Origin of the sequence: Micromonospora vinacea (assembly GCF_015751785.1) — a bacterium.
GTDB lineage: Bacteria > Actinomycetota > Actinomycetes > Mycobacteriales > Micromonosporaceae > Micromonospora > Micromonospora vinacea.
In genome coordinates this window covers 3,251,572-3,271,476 of sequence record NZ_JADOTY010000001.1, presented here as the reverse complement: position 1 = coordinate 3,271,476, position 19,905 = coordinate 3,251,572, and the positions used below count along the sequence as shown (strand labels likewise).

The 19,905-nt window shown below is 72.5% G+C and carries 13 protein-coding genes; 5 read left to right on the top strand and 8 right to left on the bottom strand.

Annotated features, from left to right (window positions below; all coding sequences use genetic code 11):
* Positions 1-170: 170 nt before the first annotated feature.
* Positions 171-563 carry a PH domain-containing protein gene (locus IW249_RS15675; RefSeq protein ID WP_196921443.1) on the top strand — a complete coding sequence of 131 codons (393 nt, stop codon included), beginning with the start codon at positions 171-173 and terminating at the stop codon, positions 561-563.
* On the opposite strand, the gene IW249_RS15670 is transcribed toward IW249_RS15675, so the two are convergent.
* The gene (locus IW249_RS15670) at positions 557-1,483 is read right to left on the bottom strand and encodes a 2-hydroxyacid dehydrogenase (RefSeq protein ID WP_196921442.1); all 927 of its coding nucleotides are present in this window, start codon (positions 1,481-1,483) and stop codon (positions 557-559) included. The genes IW249_RS15675 and IW249_RS15670 overlap by 7 nt on opposite strands.
* Before the next feature lie 185 nt (positions 1,484-1,668).
* Between IW249_RS15670 and IW249_RS15665 the strand changes: the two genes are divergently transcribed.
* The 3 genes from IW249_RS15665 (at position 1,669) to IW249_RS15655 (ending at position 6,410) form a co-directional block, all read left to right on the top strand.
* Positions 1,669-3,486, top strand: coding sequence for a SpoIIE family protein phosphatase (locus IW249_RS15665; RefSeq protein WP_196921441.1), 1,818 nt, complete (start codon positions 1,669-1,671; stop codon positions 3,484-3,486).
* A 92-nt stretch (positions 3,487-3,578) separates the two neighbouring features.
* The gene (locus IW249_RS15660) at positions 3,579-4,751 is read left to right on the top strand and encodes a PQQ-dependent sugar dehydrogenase (protein WP_196921440.1); all 1,173 of its coding nucleotides are present in this window, start codon (positions 3,579-3,581) and stop codon (positions 4,749-4,751) included.
* Positions 4,752-4,811: 60 nt separating this feature from the next.
* Positions 4,812-6,410: a metallophosphoesterase gene (locus tag IW249_RS15655; protein WP_196921439.1), complete on the top strand. Its 1,599-nt coding sequence runs from the start codon at positions 4,812-4,814 to the stop codon at positions 6,408-6,410.
* Between the two features lie 43 nt (positions 6,411-6,453).
* Here the strand turns inward: IW249_RS15655 and IW249_RS15650 are convergent, their stop codons facing one another.
* The 6 genes from IW249_RS15650 to ligA form a co-directional block, all read right to left on the bottom strand.
* Entirely contained in the window at positions 6,454-8,811 is a 2,358-nt protein-coding gene (locus tag IW249_RS15650) for a thiamine pyrophosphate-binding protein (RefSeq protein WP_196921438.1), read from the bottom strand.
* A 124-nt stretch (positions 8,812-8,935) separates the two neighbouring features.
* The gene (gatB, locus tag IW249_RS15645) at positions 8,936-10,435 is read right to left on the bottom strand and encodes an Asp-tRNA(Asn)/Glu-tRNA(Gln) amidotransferase subunit GatB (RefSeq protein ID WP_196921437.1); all 1,500 of its coding nucleotides are present in this window, start codon (positions 10,433-10,435) and stop codon (positions 8,936-8,938) included.
* A gap of 13 nt (positions 10,436-10,448) precedes the next feature.
* Positions 10,449-11,924 (bottom strand): Asp-tRNA(Asn)/Glu-tRNA(Gln) amidotransferase subunit GatA, encoded by a 1,476-nt coding sequence (gene gatA / locus IW249_RS15640; protein WP_196921436.1) that lies wholly within the window; start codon positions 11,922-11,924, stop codon positions 10,449-10,451.
* A 76-nt stretch (positions 11,925-12,000) separates the two neighbouring features.
* On the bottom strand, positions 12,001-12,306 hold the full coding sequence (gene gatC / locus IW249_RS15635; RefSeq protein ID WP_091393256.1) for an Asp-tRNA(Asn)/Glu-tRNA(Gln) amidotransferase subunit GatC: 306 nt from the start codon (positions 12,304-12,306) through the stop codon (positions 12,001-12,003).
* Positions 12,307-12,451: 145 nt separating this feature from the next.
* Positions 12,452-15,094 (bottom strand): putative bifunctional diguanylate cyclase/phosphodiesterase, encoded by a 2,643-nt coding sequence (locus IW249_RS15630; protein ID WP_196921435.1) that lies wholly within the window; start codon positions 15,092-15,094, stop codon positions 12,452-12,454.
* A 155-nt stretch (positions 15,095-15,249) separates the two neighbouring features.
* Positions 15,250-17,385 (bottom strand): NAD-dependent DNA ligase LigA, encoded by a 2,136-nt coding sequence (ligA, locus tag IW249_RS15625; protein WP_196921434.1) that lies wholly within the window; start codon positions 17,383-17,385, stop codon positions 15,250-15,252.
* Between the two features lie 577 nt (positions 17,386-17,962).
* Between ligA and IW249_RS15620 the strand changes: the two genes are divergently transcribed.
* Positions 17,963-18,499 carry a type II toxin-antitoxin system PemK/MazF family toxin gene (locus IW249_RS15620; protein ID WP_196921433.1) on the top strand — a complete coding sequence of 179 codons (537 nt, stop codon included), beginning with the start codon at positions 17,963-17,965 and terminating at the stop codon, positions 18,497-18,499.
* A gap of 224 nt (positions 18,500-18,723) precedes the next feature.
* On the opposite strand, the gene IW249_RS15615 is transcribed toward IW249_RS15620, so the two are convergent.
* Positions 18,724-19,734, bottom strand: a complete 1,011-nt coding sequence (locus IW249_RS15615; RefSeq protein WP_372433040.1) for an ADP-ribosylglycohydrolase family protein — start codon at positions 19,732-19,734, stop codon at positions 18,724-18,726.
* Positions 19,735-19,905 lie beyond the last annotated feature (171 nt).

Sequence of the window (19,905 nt, the reverse complement as noted above, 5' to 3'; positions counted from 1 at the left end):
ACATCGGACGTTGCGAGTCCGCTACCCACGATTGGCAACGATGGACGGCCGAATTGGTTACTTGCCGGTCACTCAGAGGAGACAACGACCTGTGTCACTGTACGGCGTGCCGCGCGCTGCTGGCACCGCCCGCCGCGAGCCGAAACGACAGGGAGTGGGATCATCGGAGGGTGAGTAAGCCCGACACGGTCCGCTTCCGGTACAACCAAGCCATCCTGGTGGCCGCGATCATCGCCTTCGTCGGCGCCCTGCCGTTGGCGAACGCCTCGGTCTACCTGCTGCCGGTGCTGCTCGTCCCGCTCGCCGTCGCGATCTGGGCCTGGCGGGCCGGCACCGACGCCGACGCGCGGGAGCTGCGCATCCGGGCGCTGGTCGGGCAGCGTCGGATCGGTTGGGACCAGGTCCTCGAGCTGACCACCGACCAGCGCGGGCGCGCTGTCGCCCGGCTCGACGACGGCCGCCAGGTCATCCTGCCGGCCGTCCGTGGGACGGATCTGCCCCGGCTGGTCGAGGCAACCGGCCAGACACTGCCCGACGCCCCGGCGGACGCGACCGGTCAGTAGCCGTCGACCACCGTGTTGATCAGCGGTTGCCCGGCGGCGAAGCGGCGTACCTGATCGCCCACCAGTCGGTAGGCCCGTGGCAACAAGCCACGCACCGACCCAGCCACGTGCGGGGTGAGCAGCACGTTCGGCATGGCCCACAGCGGCGAGTCGGCGGGCAGCGGCTCCGGGTCGGTGACGTCCAACGCCGCCATGATCCGACCGGTGCCCAACTCGGCGACGAGCGCCTCGGTGTGCGCCACCGGGCCCCGGGCCCCGTTGACCAGCAGTGCCCCGTCCGGCATCGCGGCCAGGAACGCCTTGTCGATCAGGCCACGGGTCTGGTCGGTGAGCGGCACCAGCACCACCACCACGTCCGCGTCCGGCAGCAGCCGGGGCAGTTCCTCGACGGCGTGCACCCCCTGCTCCGGACGGGCCGTCCTGGCGACCAGGGTGAAGCTCACGTCGAACGGGGCGAGCCGGTCACGCACCGCGGTGCCGATCGAGCCGGCGCCGATGATGAGCACCCGCTTGCCGGTCAGCTCGTCGGTCGGGGTGTTCTCCGCGAACGTCCAGCGCCGCTCGGCCTGCGCGCGAACGAACGCCGGGAACGCCCGCAGCTGGGTGAGGATCGCGGTGACGACCCACTCGGCGGTGGACGGGTCGTGCACACCCCGGGCGTCGCAGAGCGTCACCGTCGGCGGTGTCCGGCCGGCCCAGGCGTCCGCCCCGGCCGAGAGCAACTGCACCACCGCCAGGTCGGGCAGCTCCCGCAGCACCGTCGTCGCGTCCGAGCCACCCAGGAAGGGCGGCACCCAGAAGCGGACGTCGGCCGCCTCCGACGGCATCCGGTCGGTGTGCTCGAAGACCTCCACTGTCACGTCCGCGGGCAGCTCGCCCACGAGGTTCAGGCCGGCCTGGTGCGGAATCCATACCTTCACGTCCGTCGACGATAGTCCCCGACGCCGAGGCCGGTGGAGGCACGGCGGCGAACCGGCGCCCCAGGGGATGGCGCGTGGGGCCGGGGCGGGCGAGACTCAGCACACCGATGTTCGACTCCGACCCCAACGAGGTATAACGAGGGTCGGAGGGCCGGTCGGCCTCCGCCCCGGCAGACAGGTGCTCGATGACCGACGGCTCCCCCGGCCCCGCCCGGCGTTCGATCGCGCCACCTTCGGTGCTCGGCGACCCGGACCGGCTGCGCGCGCTCTCCGACACCGGGCTGGACGCCGCCCCGGACGAGGCGTTCGACCGGTTCGCCCGGCTGGTCAGTGACCTGCTGGACGTGCCTGTCGCGCTGGTCTCCCTGGTCTCCGCCGACCGGCAGTTCTTCCCGGGTGCGGTCGGGTTGCCGCAGCCCTGGTCGGAACACCGGCAGACCCCGCTGAGCCACTCGTTCTGTCAGCACGTGGTGGACATCGAGGTGCCGATGGTGCTGCCGGACGCCCGGCTCTACCCCCGCGTCCGGGACAACCTGGCCATCGACGACCTCGGCGTGGTCGCGTACGCCGGGATGCCGCTGACCGACCTCTCCGGCCGGGTGCTCGGCTCGCTCTGCGCCATCGACAGCAAACCTCGCGCCTGGACGGCCGCGCAGCTGCGAACCCTGGCCGACCTGGCCGCCGCCTGCTCGTCGGAGCTGCGACTGCGGATCGCGCTCGACGGCGCGCAGGAGGCCCGGCGGCGGGTCGTGCAGGCGCACGAGCGGCTGGAGCTGTTGGCCGGGGTGAGCGAGACCCTCGCTGGCACCCTGGACGTGGGCACCGCGCTGCGCCGGCTCGCCGCCACCATGGTGCCGCTGCTCGCCGACTGGTGCCTACTCACCCTGATCGGGCCGAACGGCCTGCCCCGCGAGGTGGTCTCGGTGCACCGGGACCCGGCCCGCGCGGCGGACGTCGACCGCTTCGGCGAGCTGCTGCGCACCGGGCTGAGTTCCGAGTCGAGCATCCGGGCGGTGCTCCGGACCGGCCAGCCCCGGCTCGGCAGCGTGGCGTCCCTGGCCGACGTGACAAGGGGCACCACAGACCCGGAGATGGCCTCCATCGCCAGTCGGCTGGGCATCGCCTCCTACCTGAGCGTGCCGGTGCGGGGCGTCGGCGGCACGGTGCTGGGGGCGATCACCCTCGTCAACGGCGGCCAACGTCAGCAGTTCGACGACCGGGACCTGCTCACCGCTGTCGACATCGGCCGCCGGGCCGGTCAGGCCGTCGGCAACAGCTCGATGTACGGCGAGCAGCGGCACGTCGCCGAGGTCCTGCAACACAGCATGCTGCCCCGACTGCCGGTGGTGGCGGAGCTGGAGTTGGCGGCCCGCTACCAACCGGCGGCCGACCGTGTCGAGGTGGGCGGTGACTGGTACGACGCCTTCGTGCAACCCGACGGCGACGTGATCGCCGCGATCGGGGATGTGGCCGGGCACGACATCGAGGCGGCGGCGACCATGGGTCAGCTGCGCAACCTGGTGCGGGGCAACGCCTTCGGCCGCCCGGACGCGGTCGGGTCACTGATGAGCAACCTGGATGGCGCCATCCGTGGCCTGCGGCTACCGATCGCCGCCACCGCGACGCTGGTCCGGATCTGTCCGCAGCGCTCCGGCGTGCACGAGGTGACCTGGTCCAACGCCGGGCACCCGCCGGCCCTGGTGGTCCGCGTCGGCGGGGCGGTCGAGGCCCTGGAGGCGACACCGGAGCCGCTGCTCGGCCTGGCCCGCCCGTCGCCCCGGAGCAGCCGGTCGACCAGCCTGGCCACCGGCGACACCCTGCTGCTCTACACCGACGGGCTGATCGAACGGCGGGACCGCTCGATCGACGAGGGATTGGCCGAGCTGGTGGGCCGGCTCACCGGCACCGACACGCTGCCCCTCGATGACCTGTGCGACCTGCTGCTCACCTCGATCGGCCACCGCGAGGACGACACCGCGCTGCTGGCCGTCCGGGCACGGTGAGTGGTCCACCGGGGGCCATCGGGCGGGTGCATCGGCACCCGTTGGACCTCGACGGGCCCGGCTGGGCCGCGCGGCGGGCTACCCTGGGCCGGGTGAGCGCCCGTCCCCCGTACCCTCGCATCCGCCGCCTCCGGGTGGCCCTCGCGGCGTCCTGCGCGGCGCTGCTGTTCACCGCCGGTTGCAGCTTCGGTGAGCCGGATCCCGACCCGGCGGGTGAACCGCCCAACCTGCCGACCCCGTCCGCGTCGGCGAGCCCCGGCGGCGCCGGCCAGCAGGCGGTGGCGACAGTGCTCGCCAAGAATCTGCGGGTGCCCTGGGCCATCGCCTTCCTGCCGGACGGCGGCGCGCTGGTCACCGAACGGGACAACGGCAGGGTCCTCCAGGTCGGGCCCGAGTCCGGTCCGGACGGGCTGCGGGTCCGCCCGGTGCAGACCATCCCGGACGTGGCGGCGGCGGGCGAGGGTGGCCTGCTCGGCATCGCCGTCTCCCCCGACTACGCCCGCGACCGCACGGTGTTCGTCTACTACACCACCGAGCGGGACAACCGGGTCGCCCGGCTGCAACTCGGCGGGCAGCCCACACCGATCCTCACCGGCATCCCCAAGGCCAATGTGCACAACGGCGGGGGGCTGGGCTTCGGCCCGGACAAGCAGCTCTACGTCAGCACGGGTGACGCCGGTCAGCGTCCCCTCTCGCAGGACGTGAAGAGCCTCGGCGGCAAGATCCTCCGGATCACCCCGGACGGCAAGCCCGCCGCCGGCAATCCGTACCCCAACTCCCCGGTCTGGTCGATGGGGCACCGCAACGTCCAGGGTCTCGCCTGGGACGCCGCGAAGCGGATGTACGCCGTCGAGTTCGGCCAGAACACCTGGGACGAGATCAACCAGATCACCAAGGGCGGCAACTACGGGTGGCCGGAGGTCGAGGGCCAGGCCGGCGACAAGCGGTTCACCGACCCGATCGCGCAGTGGGCGACGTCTGACGCGTCCTGCTCCGGTCTGGCCGCCACGGACCGACTGCTGGTCACCGGCTGCCTGCGCGGCAAGCGCCTCTGGGTGATGGAGTTAACCGACACCGGCACGTTGCTCGGTCAGCCCAGTGAGCTGCTCACCAACCGCTACGGTCGACTGCGGGCGGTGGCCGCCGCGCCGGACGGGTCGCTCTGGGTGAGCACCTCCAACCACGACGGGCGGGGCAACCCGGCGGGCGACGACGACCGGCTCCTGCGGGTGGTCTTCGCGGGCGGTGACGGCGGGCGCAGCTGACTTCGTCACCATCCGTTCAGGTTTGCCAAGATCTTCCGACGGGCAGGTCAGACTTTCAGCATGGACGGCCAACGCGACGAGCGGCACGACGACGCCGATGACCGGGACGACCCGGTGACCGGCGACGATCGGCCGCGCCCGGCGGGCTGGCGGGCCGGTGCGGCCGGCCCGCTGCGCCGCCTCGGCCTGATCGTCGCCGTCCTCGCCGTGGCCCTGGGCGGGGCGGTGCTCGGGGTGCTGGCCGGCGGTCAGGTGAGCACCGACATCGGCCCGTTCCGGGCCAACCTCAGCATCTCCCCCGCCCGGGACGGCGGCACCACCGTCGACATCCCGCCGCTCGGCGCGCTGCTGCTCGACAGCCACGACGGGCCGACTCACCTCACCGTCCGGCTGGGCGCGCTCGACCAGGGACGCACCGAGGCGCTAATCGACGACCCGGCCAGCATCAGCCGGGCCAGCCAAAGCGCCGTGGAGGACGTCCGCTCCGGGGTGATGCGCCTCGGCCTGCGTACCCTCGGCGCGTCGGTGCTGGTCACGTTGATCCTGGCCGGGCTGATCTTCCGCGACGTCCGGCGCACCGCCTGGGCGGGTGGGCTGGCGCTGCTGGTCACCGCCGGCAGCCTCGGCACGGCTGCGGCGACACTTCGTCCGCAGGCCATCGAGGAACCCCGCTACGAGGGGCTGCTGGTCAACGCGCCGGCCATCGTCGGTGACGCCCGGCGGATCGCCAACGACTACACCAAGTACGCGGAGCAGTTGCAGCGCCTGGTCGGCAACGTCAGCCAGCTCTACACCACCGTCTCGGCACTTCCGCTGTTGGAGCCGACCCCGGGCACCACGCGGGTGCTGCACGTCTCCGACATGCACCTCAACCCGACCGGCTGGCAACTGATCCGGACGGTCGTGGAGCAGTTCGGCATCGACGTGGTGATCGACACCGGGGACATCACCGACTGGGGCAGCGAACCGGAAGCCTCCTTCGTCGCCTCGATCGGCCTGCTGAAGAAGCCGTACGTCTTCATCCGGGGCAACCACGACTCCGGCAAGACCGCCGCCGCGGTGGCCCGCCAGCCGAACGCGATCGTGTTGAACAACACGACCACCACTGTCGCCGGGCTGACCATCGCCGGCATCGGCGACCCGCGCTTCACCCCGGACAAGAACACCTCCCCGGCCGGCAGCGGGTTGACCCAGCAGGTGGCCGACCAGGTGATCGGGGCCGGCAACCAGCTCGCCGCGACGATCCGCAGCTCACCCCGACCGGTCAACATCGCTCTCGTGCACGACCCGGCGTCGGCCGGGCCGCTCGCCGGCACCTGCCCGCTGGTGCTTGCCGGGCACACCCACTCCCGGCAGGTCTCCGAGCTGCCGCAGACACCCGGGCAGCAGCGCACCACTCTGATGGTGGAGGGCTCCACCGGCGGTGCCGGGCTGCGCGGCCTGGAGGGCGAGAAGCCCACCCCGCTGTCGATGAGCGTGCTCTACTTCGACCAGCAGAAGCTGCTCCAGGCGTACGACACCATCACCGTCGGCGGCACCGGCCAGGCCCAGGTCAACCTGGAACGACGCCTGGTGGAGAACCCGACCGCCACCGCCACACCCACGCCCACGCCGACCGGCGGTGTCCCCGCCACGCCCACGCCCACGCCGACCGGCTGACCCGACGCCGACACCCGCCGGCGGACCGGCGGGCACCGACGGGTCAGCGCAGGGCGATGGCGGCCAGGGCGGCGTTGACGATGCTGCCGGGCAGCAGGTCGTGCAGTTCGTACAGCTCGGCGACGCTGCCGGACTGGCCGAACTCGTCCACACCGAGCGGCACCGCCGGCGCGCCGACCGCCGAACCGAGCCAGGCCATCGCGTGCGACGCGGCGTCGTGCACCGTCACCACCGGCACCCGGTCGGCGAACGCGGACCGCAGTGCACCCGGCACGCTGGGCACCGTGGCCGTCCGTACGCCCTGGCGCAGGGTGCGCTGCCAGGCCCGGTAGAGCCGGTCCAGCGAGGTCACGTCCACCACGTGCGCGGCGATGCCCTCGTCGGCCAGCTCCGCCGCGGCGGCCAGCACCTCGGGCAGCACAGCGCCCGAGGCGGCCAACTGCACCACCGGGGCGTCGACCAGGTGCGGGTACGCCTGGTGCGCGTCGACCAGCCGGTACGCCCCGGCGACGACCTGCCGGCGCAGCACCGCGTCGCCGAGGCGGGCCCGGGCCGCCTCGAACGGCGCCTGGTCCAGCGGTCGGGTGCTCAACCGGAAGTAGTACGCGCCGTCCTCGGCGGGTGCGGCGGTCGCGGCCGGGGACGACCCGCCGGCGATCTGACCAAGCGCGTCGCAGAGCAGCCAGTCGAGGGTTGCCGCGTACGCCGGCTCGACGAAGGTCACCCCGGGCAGCTCCAGGCCGACCGACGCGGTGATCGTGGACTGGTGGGCGCCACCCTCCGGGGCGAGGGTGATGCCGGACGGGGTGCCGGCCACCACGAACCGGGAGCCGGAGTAGGTGCCGTACAGGAACGCGTCGAGGCCGCGCAGCACGAACGGGTCGTAGACAGTGCCCACCGGCAGCAGCGGCTGCCCGGACAGGTCCCAGGAGAGCCCGAGCTGGCCGAGCAGCAGGAACAGGTTCATCTCCGAGATGCCCAGTTCGATGTGCTGCCCGGCCGGGCTCTCCGTCCAGCGCAGCATCCGGTCCTCGGTCCAGGAACGCTGCTCGGTGGGGGCGAACACCCCGGTCTTGTTGATGAACCCGGCGAGGTTGGTGGAGGTGGCCACGTCCGGGGCGGTGGTGACCAGGTAGCGGCCCACCTCCCGGTCCCGCGCCAGGTCCACCAGCACCCGACCGAAGGCCTCCTGCGTGGAGATCGGCTTGTTGGCGCGTACTCCCGTGCTCTCCGGAACGGTGACCCCCAGCGCACGCTCGCGCGGCGCGCGGGACAGCGCCTCCCGGCGGGCGCCGGCCTGGATGCCGGCGGGTGACGCCGGGTCGAGGCGATCCCACTCGGTCTCGGTGGTCAACCCCTGCGCGGCGCGCAGCGTGTCGACCTGCTCCGAGCTGAGCAGCGCGGAATGGTTGCGCGGATTGCCGGCGATGGGCAACCCCCAACCCTTCACCGTGTACGCGAAGACGACGCTGGGCCGGTCGGTGACCGCGTCGCACTGGGCGTACGCGTCCAGCATCGCCTGAAGGTCGTGCCCGCCCAGGTCGGTGACGAGCGGGCCCAACTCCTCGTCGTCGACGTGGGCGATCAGCTCGTCGATGCCGGCCGGAGCGCCGTCCAGGAACTGCTTGCGCAGCGCCGGCCCGGTCAACCCGAACAGCGACTGGTACTGCTCGTTGGGCATCGCGTCGATCCAGTCGCGCAGCGCCTCGCCGCCCGGCCGGGCGTACGCCTCGGCGAGCCGGCGGCCGTACTTGACCTCCACGACGTGCCAGCCGGCCGCCTCGAACTGGCCCCGCCACTGGTTGATCCGGATGCCGGGGACCACCCGGTCCAGCGACTGGCGGTTGAAGTCGACGAGCCACATGACGTTGCCCAGCCCGGTGGTCGCCGGGTCGGCCACCGCCTCCCAGATATTGCCCTCGTCCAGCTCGGCGTCGCCGATCAGCGCCACGAACCGGGAGTGCGGGCGGGCCCCGAAGTGCGCGTCGACGTACCGCCGGGTGGCGGCGGCGAAGAGCGGCGCCGCCGCGCCCAGGCCGACCGAACCGGTGGAGAAGTCCACAGCGTCCGGGTCCTTCGTGCGCGACGGGTACGACTGGAGGCCGCCACGGGCCCGCAGCCTGGGCAGGTACGAGCGGTCCAGGTTGCCGAGCAGGTACTGGATGGCGTGGAACACCGGGGACGCGTGCGGCTTCACGGCGACCCGGTCCTCGGCGTCCAGGTGCGCGAACCAGAGCGCGGTCATGGCCGTGACCAGGGAGGCGCTGGACGCCTGGTGGCCGCCGACCTTCACACCGTCGCCGGTGGCCCGGTCATGGTTGGCGGCGTCCACGATCCGGGTGGCGAGCCAGAGCACCCGCCGCTGGATCTCGTCGAGGACATCGAGGTCGTGCTCGGTCACGGTGGCTCCATCCAGGCGTCGTCGTTGACGCCCTCGCGAGGGGTGCGGGGTGGCCGCGTAGTCGGCAGGGGGTTACGGAAGGCCGCCGCCGGGTCGCGGCGGCGGCCTGCTCCGGGTGGGTCTCTCAGCCCTGGACGCCGAGGCGCTCCAGGATCAGCTCACGCAGGGTCTTCGCGTCGGCCTGACCCCGGGTGGTCTTCATGACCGCGCCGACCAGCGCGCCGACCGCAGCGACCTTGCCGCTGCGGATCTTGTCGGCGATGCCCGGGTTCGCGGCGATCGCCTCGTCCACGGCGGCGGTGAGCGCGCCGGTGTCCGACACGACCTCCAGGCCCCGGTTGGTCATGATCTCGGTGGGCGAGCCCTCACCGTCGACCACGCCCTCCAGCACCGTGCGGGCCATCTTGTCGTTGAGCTTGCCGGCGTCGACAAGCCCCTGCAGCTCGGCGACCTGGGCGGGGGTGGCACCGATCTCGGCCAGCTCCACGCCGCTCTCGTTGGCCCGGCGAGACAGCTCACCCAGCCACCACTTGCGGGCCGCGGCCGGGGTGGTGCCAGCGGCCACGGTGGCCTCGATCAGCTCGACCGCGCCAGCGTTCAGCACCGACTGCATGTCCAGGTCGGAGAGGCCCCACTGCTCCTGGAGCCGACGCCGGTGCACCCGGGGCAGCTCCGGCAGGGCGGCCTTCAGCTCGGCAACCCAGGCCCGGTCCGGGGCGATCGGCACCAGATCCGGCTCCGGGAAGTACCGGTAGTCGGTGGCCGTCTCCTTCGAGCGACCCGGGGTGGTGTCGCCGGTGTCCTCGTGGAAGTGACGCGTCTCCTGGGTGATCCGGCCGCCCGCGTCGAGCACCGACGCCTGCCGCAGCATCTCCGAGCGAACCGCCCGCTCCACCGACCGCAGCGAGTTGACGTTCTTGGTCTCGGTACGGGTGCCCCACTCCGCGCCCGGCAGGTTGAGCGAGGTGTTCACGTCGCAGCGCAGCGAACCCTCCTCCATCCGCACGTCGGAGACGCCGAGGGTGCGGATCACGTCGCGCAGCTCGGCGACGTACGCCTTCGCCACGTCGGGGGCGAGCGCGCCGGTGCCCGTGATCGGCTTGGTGACGATCTCGACCAGCGGGATGCCGGCACGGTTGTAGTCGACAAGCGACTCCGTCGCGCCGTGGATGCGGCCGGTGGCGCCACCGACGTGCAGCGTCTTGCCGGTGTCCTCCTCGAGGTGCACCCGCTCGATCTCGATCCGCACCGTCTCGCCGCCCACCTCGACGTCCAGGTAACCGTCGACGCAGATCGGCTCGTCGTACTGGCTGATCTGGAAGTTCTTCGGCATGTCCGGGTAGAAGTAGTTCTTCCGGGCGAAGCGGCACCACTCGGCGATCGAGCAGTTCAACGCCAGGCCGATCCGGATGATCGCCTCGATGGCCGCCTTGTTGGCCACCGGCAGCGAACCGGGCAGACCCAGGCACACCGGGCAGACCCGGGTGTTCGGCTCGCCACCGAAGTCGGTCGGGCAACCGCAGAACATCTTGGTGTTCGTGCCCAGCTCGACGTGGGTCTCCAGGCCGATCACCGGTTCGAAGCGCGCAACGACCTCGTCGTACGCGGGCAGTGTCGTGGTCATCGGGGCTCCTGCCTCACAGCGTCGGTGGGGTGAACGTGCCGACGGCGGACTCCAACGCGGCGGCGACCCGGTACATCCGGTCGTCGGCCATCGTCGGGGCCATCACCTGCAGACCGACCGGCAGCCCCTCAGAGAGCCCGCAGGGCACCGAGATGCCCGGCCCGCCGTACAGGTTCGTCGGGATCGTGTACAGGTCGGCCAGGTACATCTGGTACGGGTCGGCGGTCCGCGCGCCCATCGGGAACGCCACCGACGGGGTGGTCGGCGAGATCAGCGCGTCGACCCGCTCGAACGCGGCGGTGAAGTCCCGGGTGATCAGCGTCCGGACCTTCTGCGCCTGCCCGTAGTACGCGTCGTAGTAACCCGACGACAGCGCGTACGTGCCGATCATGATGCGGCGCTTGACCTCCGGGCCGAAGCCGGCCTCGCGGGTCAGCGACATGACCTCCTCCAGCGACCGGTTGCCGTCGTCGCCGACCCGCAGGCCGAACCGGACGCCGTCGAACCGGGCCAGGTTGGAGGAGCACTCGCTCGGGGCGATCAGGTAGTACGCCGGCAGCGCGTACGCGAACGTCGGGCAGGACACCTCGACGACCTCGGCGCCCATCTTGGTCAGCGCGTCCACCGACTCGCGGAACGCGGCCATCACGCCCGGTTCGGCGCCCTCGCCGACGAACTCGCTCACGATGCCGAGCCGCACACCGGTCAGGTCACCGGTCGCGCCGAGCTTCGCCGCCGCAACCACGTCCGGCACCGGCTGCGGGATGGAGGTGGAGTCGCGCGGGTCGTGCCCACCGATCACCTGGTGCAGCAGGGCCGCGTCGAGCACCGTCCGGGCACACGGGCCGGGGGTGTCGAGCGACGAGGAGAAGGCGACCAGCCCGTAACGGGAGGTGCCGCCGTAGGTGGGCTTGGCGCCCACGGTGCCGGTGACCGCGCCGGGCTGGCGGATCGAGCCGCCGGTGTCCGAGCCGATCGCCAGCGGCGCCTCGTACGCGGCCAGCGCGGCGGCGCTGCCACCACCCGAGCCACCGGGGATCCGGCTCAGGTCCCACGGGTTGTGCGTCGGGCCGTACGCCGAGTATTCGGTGGAGGAGCCCATGGCGAACTCGTCCATGTTGGTCTTGCCGAGCATCACCGTGCCGGCCTCCCGCAGCCGTTGCACGATCGTCGCGTCGTACGGCGGGCGCCAGCCCTCCAGGATCTTCGACCCGACGGTGGTCGGTACGCCCCGGGTGGCGAGCACGTCCTTGACCGCGACCGGCACACCCGCGAGCGGGCCCAACTCCTCGCCGGCGGCCCGGCGCTCGTCCACCGCGCGGGCCGCGGCGAGCGCGCCGTCGGCGTCGACGTGCAGGAAGGCGTGCACCCGGTCGTCGACCGCGGCGATCCGGTCCAGGTGCGCCTGGGTCACCTCGACGGCCGAGGTCTCGCCCCCGGCGACCAGGGCCGCGATCTCCGTCGCGGTCATCTTGATCAGGTCGCTCATGCCGTCACTCCGCTTCGCTCCGCGACGCCATGAGGCACCACGGCGCTGCACTGCTGATTCGCTCGCTGGCGCTCGCTCATGAGGCCACATCCTCGGTCAGGATCCGCGGTACGCGGAACCGCTGGTCCTCGGCGTCGGGCGCGCCCGACAGCGCTTCCTCCGGGGTCAGGCACGGCGTGACGACGTCCTCGCGGAAGATGTTGGTCAGCGGCACCGAGTGCGAGGTCGGCGGGATGTCCGCGGCGGCGACCTCGCCGACCTGGGCGACCGCCTGGAGGATCACGTCGAGCTGGCCGGCGAACGTGTCCAGCTCCTCCTCGGTGACGGCGAGCCGCGACAGGCGCGCCAGGTGCGCGACCTCCTCGCGGGAGATGGCGGCCATCCGTGCCCCCTTCTGAATTCCTGCTGGTCGGGCGGTGTGCCGGCCGCGCGACAGGTGGAGCGTGACACGCGGTGACCGGAGCGAGTCTATTGTTCCGCTCCGGTGCCGCGTCCCCGACTCCCCCTCTGGCGGCCCTCGTACCGGGTCAGCGGGTGGGGCGGCGGGCGACATCCGGCTGTGGGAGACCGCCGGTCGGGCGGACCGGCCGGTACCGGGCCAGCCAGGTGACCAACTCCTCGGCCGGCATCGGCCGGGCGTAGAACCAGCCCTGAGCGGCATCGCAGCCGGCGGCGTGCAGCATCCGCCAGGTCCGCTCGTCCTCGACACCCTCGGCGACCACCCGCAGCCCCAGCGCGCCGGCCAGCTCGATCATCGACCGGACGATCGCCGCGTCGTCTGCGTCTTCGGCCATGCCGAGGACGAACGACCGGTCCACCTTCACCTCGGACAGCGGCAGGCGGCGCAGGTGCTGGAGGGAGGAGTAACCGGTGCCGAAGTCGTCCAGCGCGATGGCCACCCCGATCCGGTGCAGTCGGGAGATGGTGGCCAGCACCCGGCGCGGGTCGGCCATCAACGCGCCTTCGGTGATCTCGACCTGCAGCCGTTCGGCTGGCACCCCGTAGCGGGCCAGCCGGTCGGCGATCTGGTCGGCGATCTCACCGGTGTGCAGGTCGCGCACGCTCACGTTCAGGGCCGCGCGCAGGCCGATGCCGGCCGCCGACCACTTGGCGAGTTGCTCCACCACGTCGTCGACGACGCGTCGGGTGAGCAGCCGCATCACGGCGCTCTGCTCGGCGACCCGGATGAGTTCCTCCGGGTCGACCATGCCCCGCCGGGGGTGCCGCCACCGCAGCAGCGCCTCGACGCCGACCACCTCGCCGGTCGCGATGGCGATCTGCGGCTGGTAGTACATGGTGATCTCGCCGGCGTCGTCGGCCGGCTCGTCGTCCGCGTGCGCCCACCCGGTCGGTTCCAGGGGCTGCGCGGGCGTACCCGGCCCGACGTCCCGCCGCGCCCCGGTGCGACCCCTGCCCGCCGCGCTCGCGTTCGGGGACCGCCGACCGTTCCCACCCCCGGCGCGCCGCTCCCGGGCGGAACGGGTGCCGGCGACCGTGGCACGGGCGTTCCGCCCCCGGATCGGGTCAGCTCCGGTGGCGATCCGGTTGATCAGCTCATCGGGGTGCGCCAACTCGGCGTCGGTGCGCCGACGACGTGCCCACCACCGACCAGCTCCCGGCGGTGCCGTGGCGACCGTCGGCGCCGGGTCCGCCGCTGGCGCGGGGCGGCCCGGCGCTGCGGTGGGCAGCGCGGCACCGTCACCGCCGCGCACCTCCGCCGACGCGACGAGGGGTACGTCGACAGTCCGCTCGGCGTCGCTCGGCACGCCGTGCCGGCCGTTCCCATCCGGCTGCGCGACCGCACCCTCGCTCTGGCCCTGACCTGCCGGCTCGGCGTCGGCATCGAGTGGCACCTCGGACGATGGGCTGGCCTCCAGGACGCGGCGCAGGTCGGCGAGGAGGCCGAGCCGCTCGGCGGAGTTGTGGTCGGACTCCGGGGCGTACACGGCCACCGTGTCGTTGCGGTGCTTGGCGTCGTACATCGCCACGTCCGCGTGGCGCATCAGGGTGGCGAAGTCCTCGCCGTGCTCCGGGAAGAGGGCGATCCCGATCGACCCGCCCACGTCCAACGGCAGCCCGTCGAGCGGCACCGGCTCGGCCAGCGCCTCGACCACCCGGTCGGCCAACTCCCGCGCCTGGCCGACGTCGGTCAGCCCGGTCATCACGATGGCGAACTCGTCACCGCCGAGCCGGGCGATCATCTGTGGTCGGGGCTGCACGTCGGTGAGCCGGGCACTGACCTCGACCAGCAGCCGGTCGCCCACGGCGTGCCCGAGGGCGTCGTTGACGTTCTTGAAGCGGTCCAGGTCGATCAGCAGCAGCGCCAGCTGCCCGTAGGGTTCACCCCGGGCGGTCCGCTCGGCATGCAGGTGCACCTGTTCGGCCACCTCGGCCAGCAGGGCCTTGCGGTTGGGCAGCCCGGTCAGCGGGTCGGCGGCGGCGAGGTGCTGCTGTTCGTTCGTCAACCGCGCCATCCGGTAGACCGCGAAGAGCGGCACCAGCACCAGCGGGATCAGCGCGGCACTGACCCGGGCCGCGGCGACCAGCACCGGGGCGAGCAGCAGCAGTGAGCCGGTGGAGAGCAGTTCGAAGCCGAGGCCCTGGCGGACGGTGGGCCACCAGCGATCCCCGAAACGCAGCCGCACCGCCCAGCTGACCAACCCGTAGTTGACGACGAACCAGGCCAGCGCGGCGCCGCCGACGGCGGCCACGTCCGTCCAGTGCAACCTCCCGCCGGAGAAGATGGTGCCCGAGCCGAGCTGGATCACCCCGTACGCGGCGGCGAGGGCGCACGCGTACTGACCGACGTTGAAGGCCGTGCGCCAGGCGGCGTGCCGCATCCGCCAGCCGGACACGACCACTCCCACCGCCTGCACCACCACCGCCGGGCCGAGACCCCAGCCGAGCAGGATCGCGAAGGTGAAGCAGGTGGACGGGAACACCGCCGACGTCTGCCGGCGCCCCGGTGGCACGAACGGGCGGGCGTCGCAGATCACGGCGAGCGCGGCCATCGTCCAGAACGCCACCGGCAACTCGGACAACTCACCGGGGAGCGTCGCGAGTGGAACGGCAGCGGTCAGCGCGGCGACCGCCAGGATGCCGGCGACGAAGGCGGCGAACGGTGCGACCCGTCCCGCAGGAAGCGAGTTGCGTGGGTCGGCGACCTCCACCACACCTCCCGACCGACCATCGGCGTGCCGGTGCGCGCCGTGACCCAATGAAACGCCCTCGGCCCCCAGTTTCCCGGTATGACAGTCACGAATCGGTCGTAGTCGTAATTAAGTTGGTATACGCGGCCAGTCGCCGTGCCCGGCCGCCGGCGGGGTCAGCCGCCCAGCTGGGCGACCTCCCGGGCGGCGTCCGGGCCGGCGTCCAGCAGGAGCCGGAACCCGTCCTCGTCGAGCACCGGCACCTTGAGACTGGCGGCCTTGTCGGCCTTCGACCCGGGGTTGTCCCCCACCACCACGAAGCTCGTCTTCTTGGAGACCGACCCGCTGACCTTGCCGCCCCGACTCTGCACGGCCTCGGCCGCCTGGTCGCGGGAGAACCCGGCGAGGGTGCCGGTCACCACCACCGTCAACCCCTCCAGCGGGCGCGGCCCCTCGTCGACCGCCTCCTCGGCCATCCGTACGCCGGCCTCGGCCCACTTGCGGACCACCTCGCGGTGCCAGTCCACCGCGAACCACTCCCGGATGCTGGCGGCGATGGTCGGCCCGACCCCGTCGACGGAGGACAGCTCCTCCTCGGTGGCCGCGTCGATGGCGTCCATCGAGCGGAAGTGCCGGGCGAGCGCCTGGGCGGCGGTCGGGCCGACGTGCCGGATGGAGAGCGCCACCAGCACCCGCCACAGGTCCCGTTCCCGGGCGACCGCGAGATTGTCCAGCAACTTGGTGGCGTTGCTGCCCAGGCTGCCGTCCTTGTTGACGAAGAACGGCGACCGGGACAGCTGCTCGGCGTCGAGGTGGAAGAGGTCGCCCTCGTCGCCGATGATCTCCGCGTCGAGCAGGGCAGCCGCGCCCTTGTAGCCGAGCACCTCGATGTCGAACGCGCCCCGGCCGGCGAGATGGAACACCCGCTCCCGCAACTGCGCCGGGCAGCTGCGGGTGTTGGGGCAACGGATGTCGACGTCGCCCTCCTTCGACGGGGCGAGCGGGGTGCCGCAGGCGGGGCAGCTGGTCGGCATGACGAATGGCCGGGCATCGGCGGGCCGAAGGTCGACCACCGGACCGAGCACTTCGGGAATCACGTCGCCGGCCTTGCGCAGCACCACCGTGTCGCCGATCAGCACGCCCTTGCGCTCCACCTCGCGGGCGTTGTGCAGGGTGGCGAGCGCGACTGTGGAACCGGCCACGCGCACCGGCTCGAGCACGGCGAACGGGGTGACCCGGCCGGTACGCCCCACGTTGACGTCGATGTCGAGCAGCTTGGTGGTGACCTCCTCCGGCGGGTACTTGAAGGCGATCGCCCAGCGCGGGGCACGACTGGTCGACCCGAGCCGTCCCTGGATGGAGACCGGGTCGACCTTGACCACCACGCCGTCGATCTCGTGCTCGACGTCGTGCCGGTGCTCGGCGTAGTAGGCGATGAACTCCGCCACGCCGGCCAGGTCCGGGACGACCCGCCACCGGTCGCTGGTCGGCAACCCCCACGACTTCAGTGCGGCGTACGACTCGGACTGCGCCCTGGGCTGGAACCCACGACGGGCGCCGATGCCGTGCACCACCAGGCGCAGCGGCCGGGTGGCGGTGATCCGTGGATCCTTCTGTCGCAGACTGCCGGCGGCGGCGTTGCGGGGGTTGGCGAAGGGCGCCTTGCCCTGCTCCACCAGGCCGGCGTTGAGATCGGCGAACGCGGCGATCGGGAAGTAGATCTCGCCCCGGACCTCCACCAGCTCGGGAATGTCCGGGAATTCGGCGGAAGGGGTGAGCTGGCTGGGCACGTCCCGGATGCTGCGCACGTTTGCGGTGACGTCCTCACCGGTGCGCCCGTCGCCCCGGGTGGCGGCCCGGACCAGCCGGCCGTTCTCGTAGGTCAGGTTGATCGCCAGCCCGTCGACCTTCAGCTCGCACAGGTAGGGCACGGGACCGCCCGCGTCCCGTTCGACACGGTCGGCCCAGGCCGCCAACTCCTCGTCGGCGAAGGCGTTGTCGAGCGAGAGCATCCGTTCGGCGTGGGTGACCGCTGTGAAGTCGGTGGAGAAGGTGCCGCCCACCCGTTGGGTCGGCGAGTCGGGCGTCCGCAGCGCCGGAAACTCCTCCTCCAGTGCCTCCAGCTCGCGCAACTGCCTGTCGAAATCGGCGTCGGGGATGGTCGGCGCGTCCAGCACGTAGTAGCGGTACTGGTGCTCGGTCAACTCCTGGCTGAGCGCGGCATGCCGCTCCCGGGCCTGCGGCGTCGGCTCAGCCCCGGCCGCCGCCTCCTGCGCCGGGCTGACCTGCTGACCGATCTGCTCCTCGGACACACCGCCACCTTCGGACACGCCTGCGACCTCCCTGATCACGCTACTCCGGCACGGTATCGGGCCGGTGGGACAATCCGCCGCCCGCCCGCGCCCGGAGCGACCTCGCCCTCAGCCGCCTGCCCTGATCACTTGATGCTGAGTAGCTCGACACCGGCGCGTCACACAGAGTGACTCTTCGTCAACCCCCCGCCCTGCCCCCCGCCCCGCCCCGTCGATCATGGAGTAGTGGTGGGCGGCAAAGCGCGCCGATCATGCCAAAACAGGCACCACAAGTCCATGATCGACGAAGCCGGACCGCCCTCCTCCGCGATCTTGCGTTTCCTGTCGCGACATTAGGTGGCATTCCCCGCATAACGGCGATCGAAAGTGCAAGATCGGCGCGGGCGGGTCCTTCGCCCACCAACCGGGCCGCTGACCCAACGGTTCTGAGCTACTCAGCGTCAAGTGATCGAGGGCGACGGTGGGGTGGCTCGGGGCGGCGAGGCAGCTGCGGTGTGGTTGGCGGGCGGCACCGGCGGCGGCGTGCAAGGATCGCCGGACGGTGCGACCGGCGGGTCGCCGGGACGCGGAGGTACGGATGCGCGAGGCACTGCTCTGGGCGGTGGCGATCCTGCTGACCGTGGCCGCTGGCTGGGCGTGGAACAGCTGGCGGCACCGGGTGGCCAACCGGCGTCCGGAAACCCGCCCGAATCGGGGCAGCACCGGTGGCCGTCGTCCCGCCCCGCCACGGCCCCGTGGCGCCGAGAGGCCGTCCACCAAACCCCGCTCACGCGACACCGACCGACACGACGGCACCCCCGCGCCCGGTGAGATCTGGTGGGCCGACGTGCCGTACGCCGACGGCAGCGGGTCGAAGGTGCGCCCGTGTCTGGTGCTGCGGGCCGACTCCCGGGGTGCCGACGTCCTGAAGATCACCAGCCAGGACAAGAGCGACCGGGACGACCACGTCCGCATTCCCACCCGAGACTGGGACCCGGGTGCGGAGCACGACAGTTACCTCAGCCTCACCGAGCCGATCCGACTCAGCTCGGCCGCCTTCGCCGACCACGCCGGCCGCTGCGACGCCGACCTGTGGCGAAAGGTCCGCAGCCTGCGCCACCTCCCCACCTCCTGACCGCCCGCCGGCCGCCCTCGACCGCCGCTGACCATCCTCGTGGCCGGCCGCCGACCTTGATCGACTCGCGTTCCTGAAAGTCGCGGTGCCCCAAGGACCCGGACACCCCAACTTTCAGAACCCCGAGTCGATCATGGGGGCCGGGCCGGCCGGGCCGGGCCAGGTCGGTCCCAGCCGCGCCCGGTCGGTCCCAGCCGCGCCCGGTCGGTCCCAGCCGCGCCCGGTCAGTCCCAGGTCGCGCCGAGCGTGGCGAGTTGGTCCGCGTACTCGATGCGGTCGGCCCACTCGCGCGGCCAGGCGGTCATGCCGACGGCCGCGCCCACGAAGGCGCCGGCCAGGGCGGCGATCGAGTCGGAGTCACCGGCGGTCGTCGCGCCCCGGGCCAACGCCGCGACCGGGTCGTCGGCGTGCCGTACGGCGCAGAGCAGCGCGGTGGCCAGCGCCTCCTCGGCCACCCAGCCCTCGCCGGTGGCCTGACACGGGTCACCGCCGTCGTCCGGCTGCGTCAGGGTGTTCGTCAGTCGGCCCAGCACCGTCAGGCACTCGTCCCAGCCCTGGGCGATGAACTCCTCCGGTGTGCCGGAACCGGCACGCCGCCAGAGGTCGCCCAGCCACCGCTCCCGGTAGACCAGCCGCTGGGACAGTGCCCGCTCGCTGAGCACCGCCGGCAGGTCGGGCAGCGGAACGCCCCCGCGCAGCGCGAAGACGGCGTACGCGGTGAGTTCGCTGGCGGCCAGACCGGTCGGGTGGCCGTGGGTCAGCCCGGCCTGCAACTGGGCCAACCCGGCGAGTGTGTCGAGGTCCACGTCGAGCAACCCGACCGGGGTGACCCGCATGTTGGCCCCGCAGCCCTTCGAGCCGACCACTGTCGCCTCCTGCCAGGGCAGCCCACGGCTCAGCTCGGCGCAGGCGCGCAGGCAGGTCATGCCCGGGGCGCGGTTGTTGTCCGGGCTGACCGCCCAGGCCAGGAAGCGTCGCCGCAGCAGCGGCTCCACCGCCTCCGGGGTTAACGACGGCGCCTCGTGCAGCGCCCAACCCACCGCCAGCGCCATCTGGGTGTCGTCGGTGACCAGCGCGGGCTCGCCGGACAGCTCACGGGGGCCGGCCGGGCCGTACCGGCGCTCGATCTCGGCGACGGTCAGGAACTCGGTCGGCTTGCCCAGCGCGTCACCGTAGGCGAGGCCGAAGAGCGAACCGGAGGCGCGCAGCGCGGAGGTGTGGATCACGGCGGCCATCATGCCCGGCCGCCGCAACCCACGGCGGGCTCAGGGCGGGTTTCGGAAGTGCTGGCCGGCCTGCGGCGGAGTCCGGACGACGACCGGCGGCGTTGCGGTTTCGTCCGGATACAACACCGGTATCCGGACGAAACCGCGCCTTGCCGGATCGCCGCCCGGACTCCGCCTCGG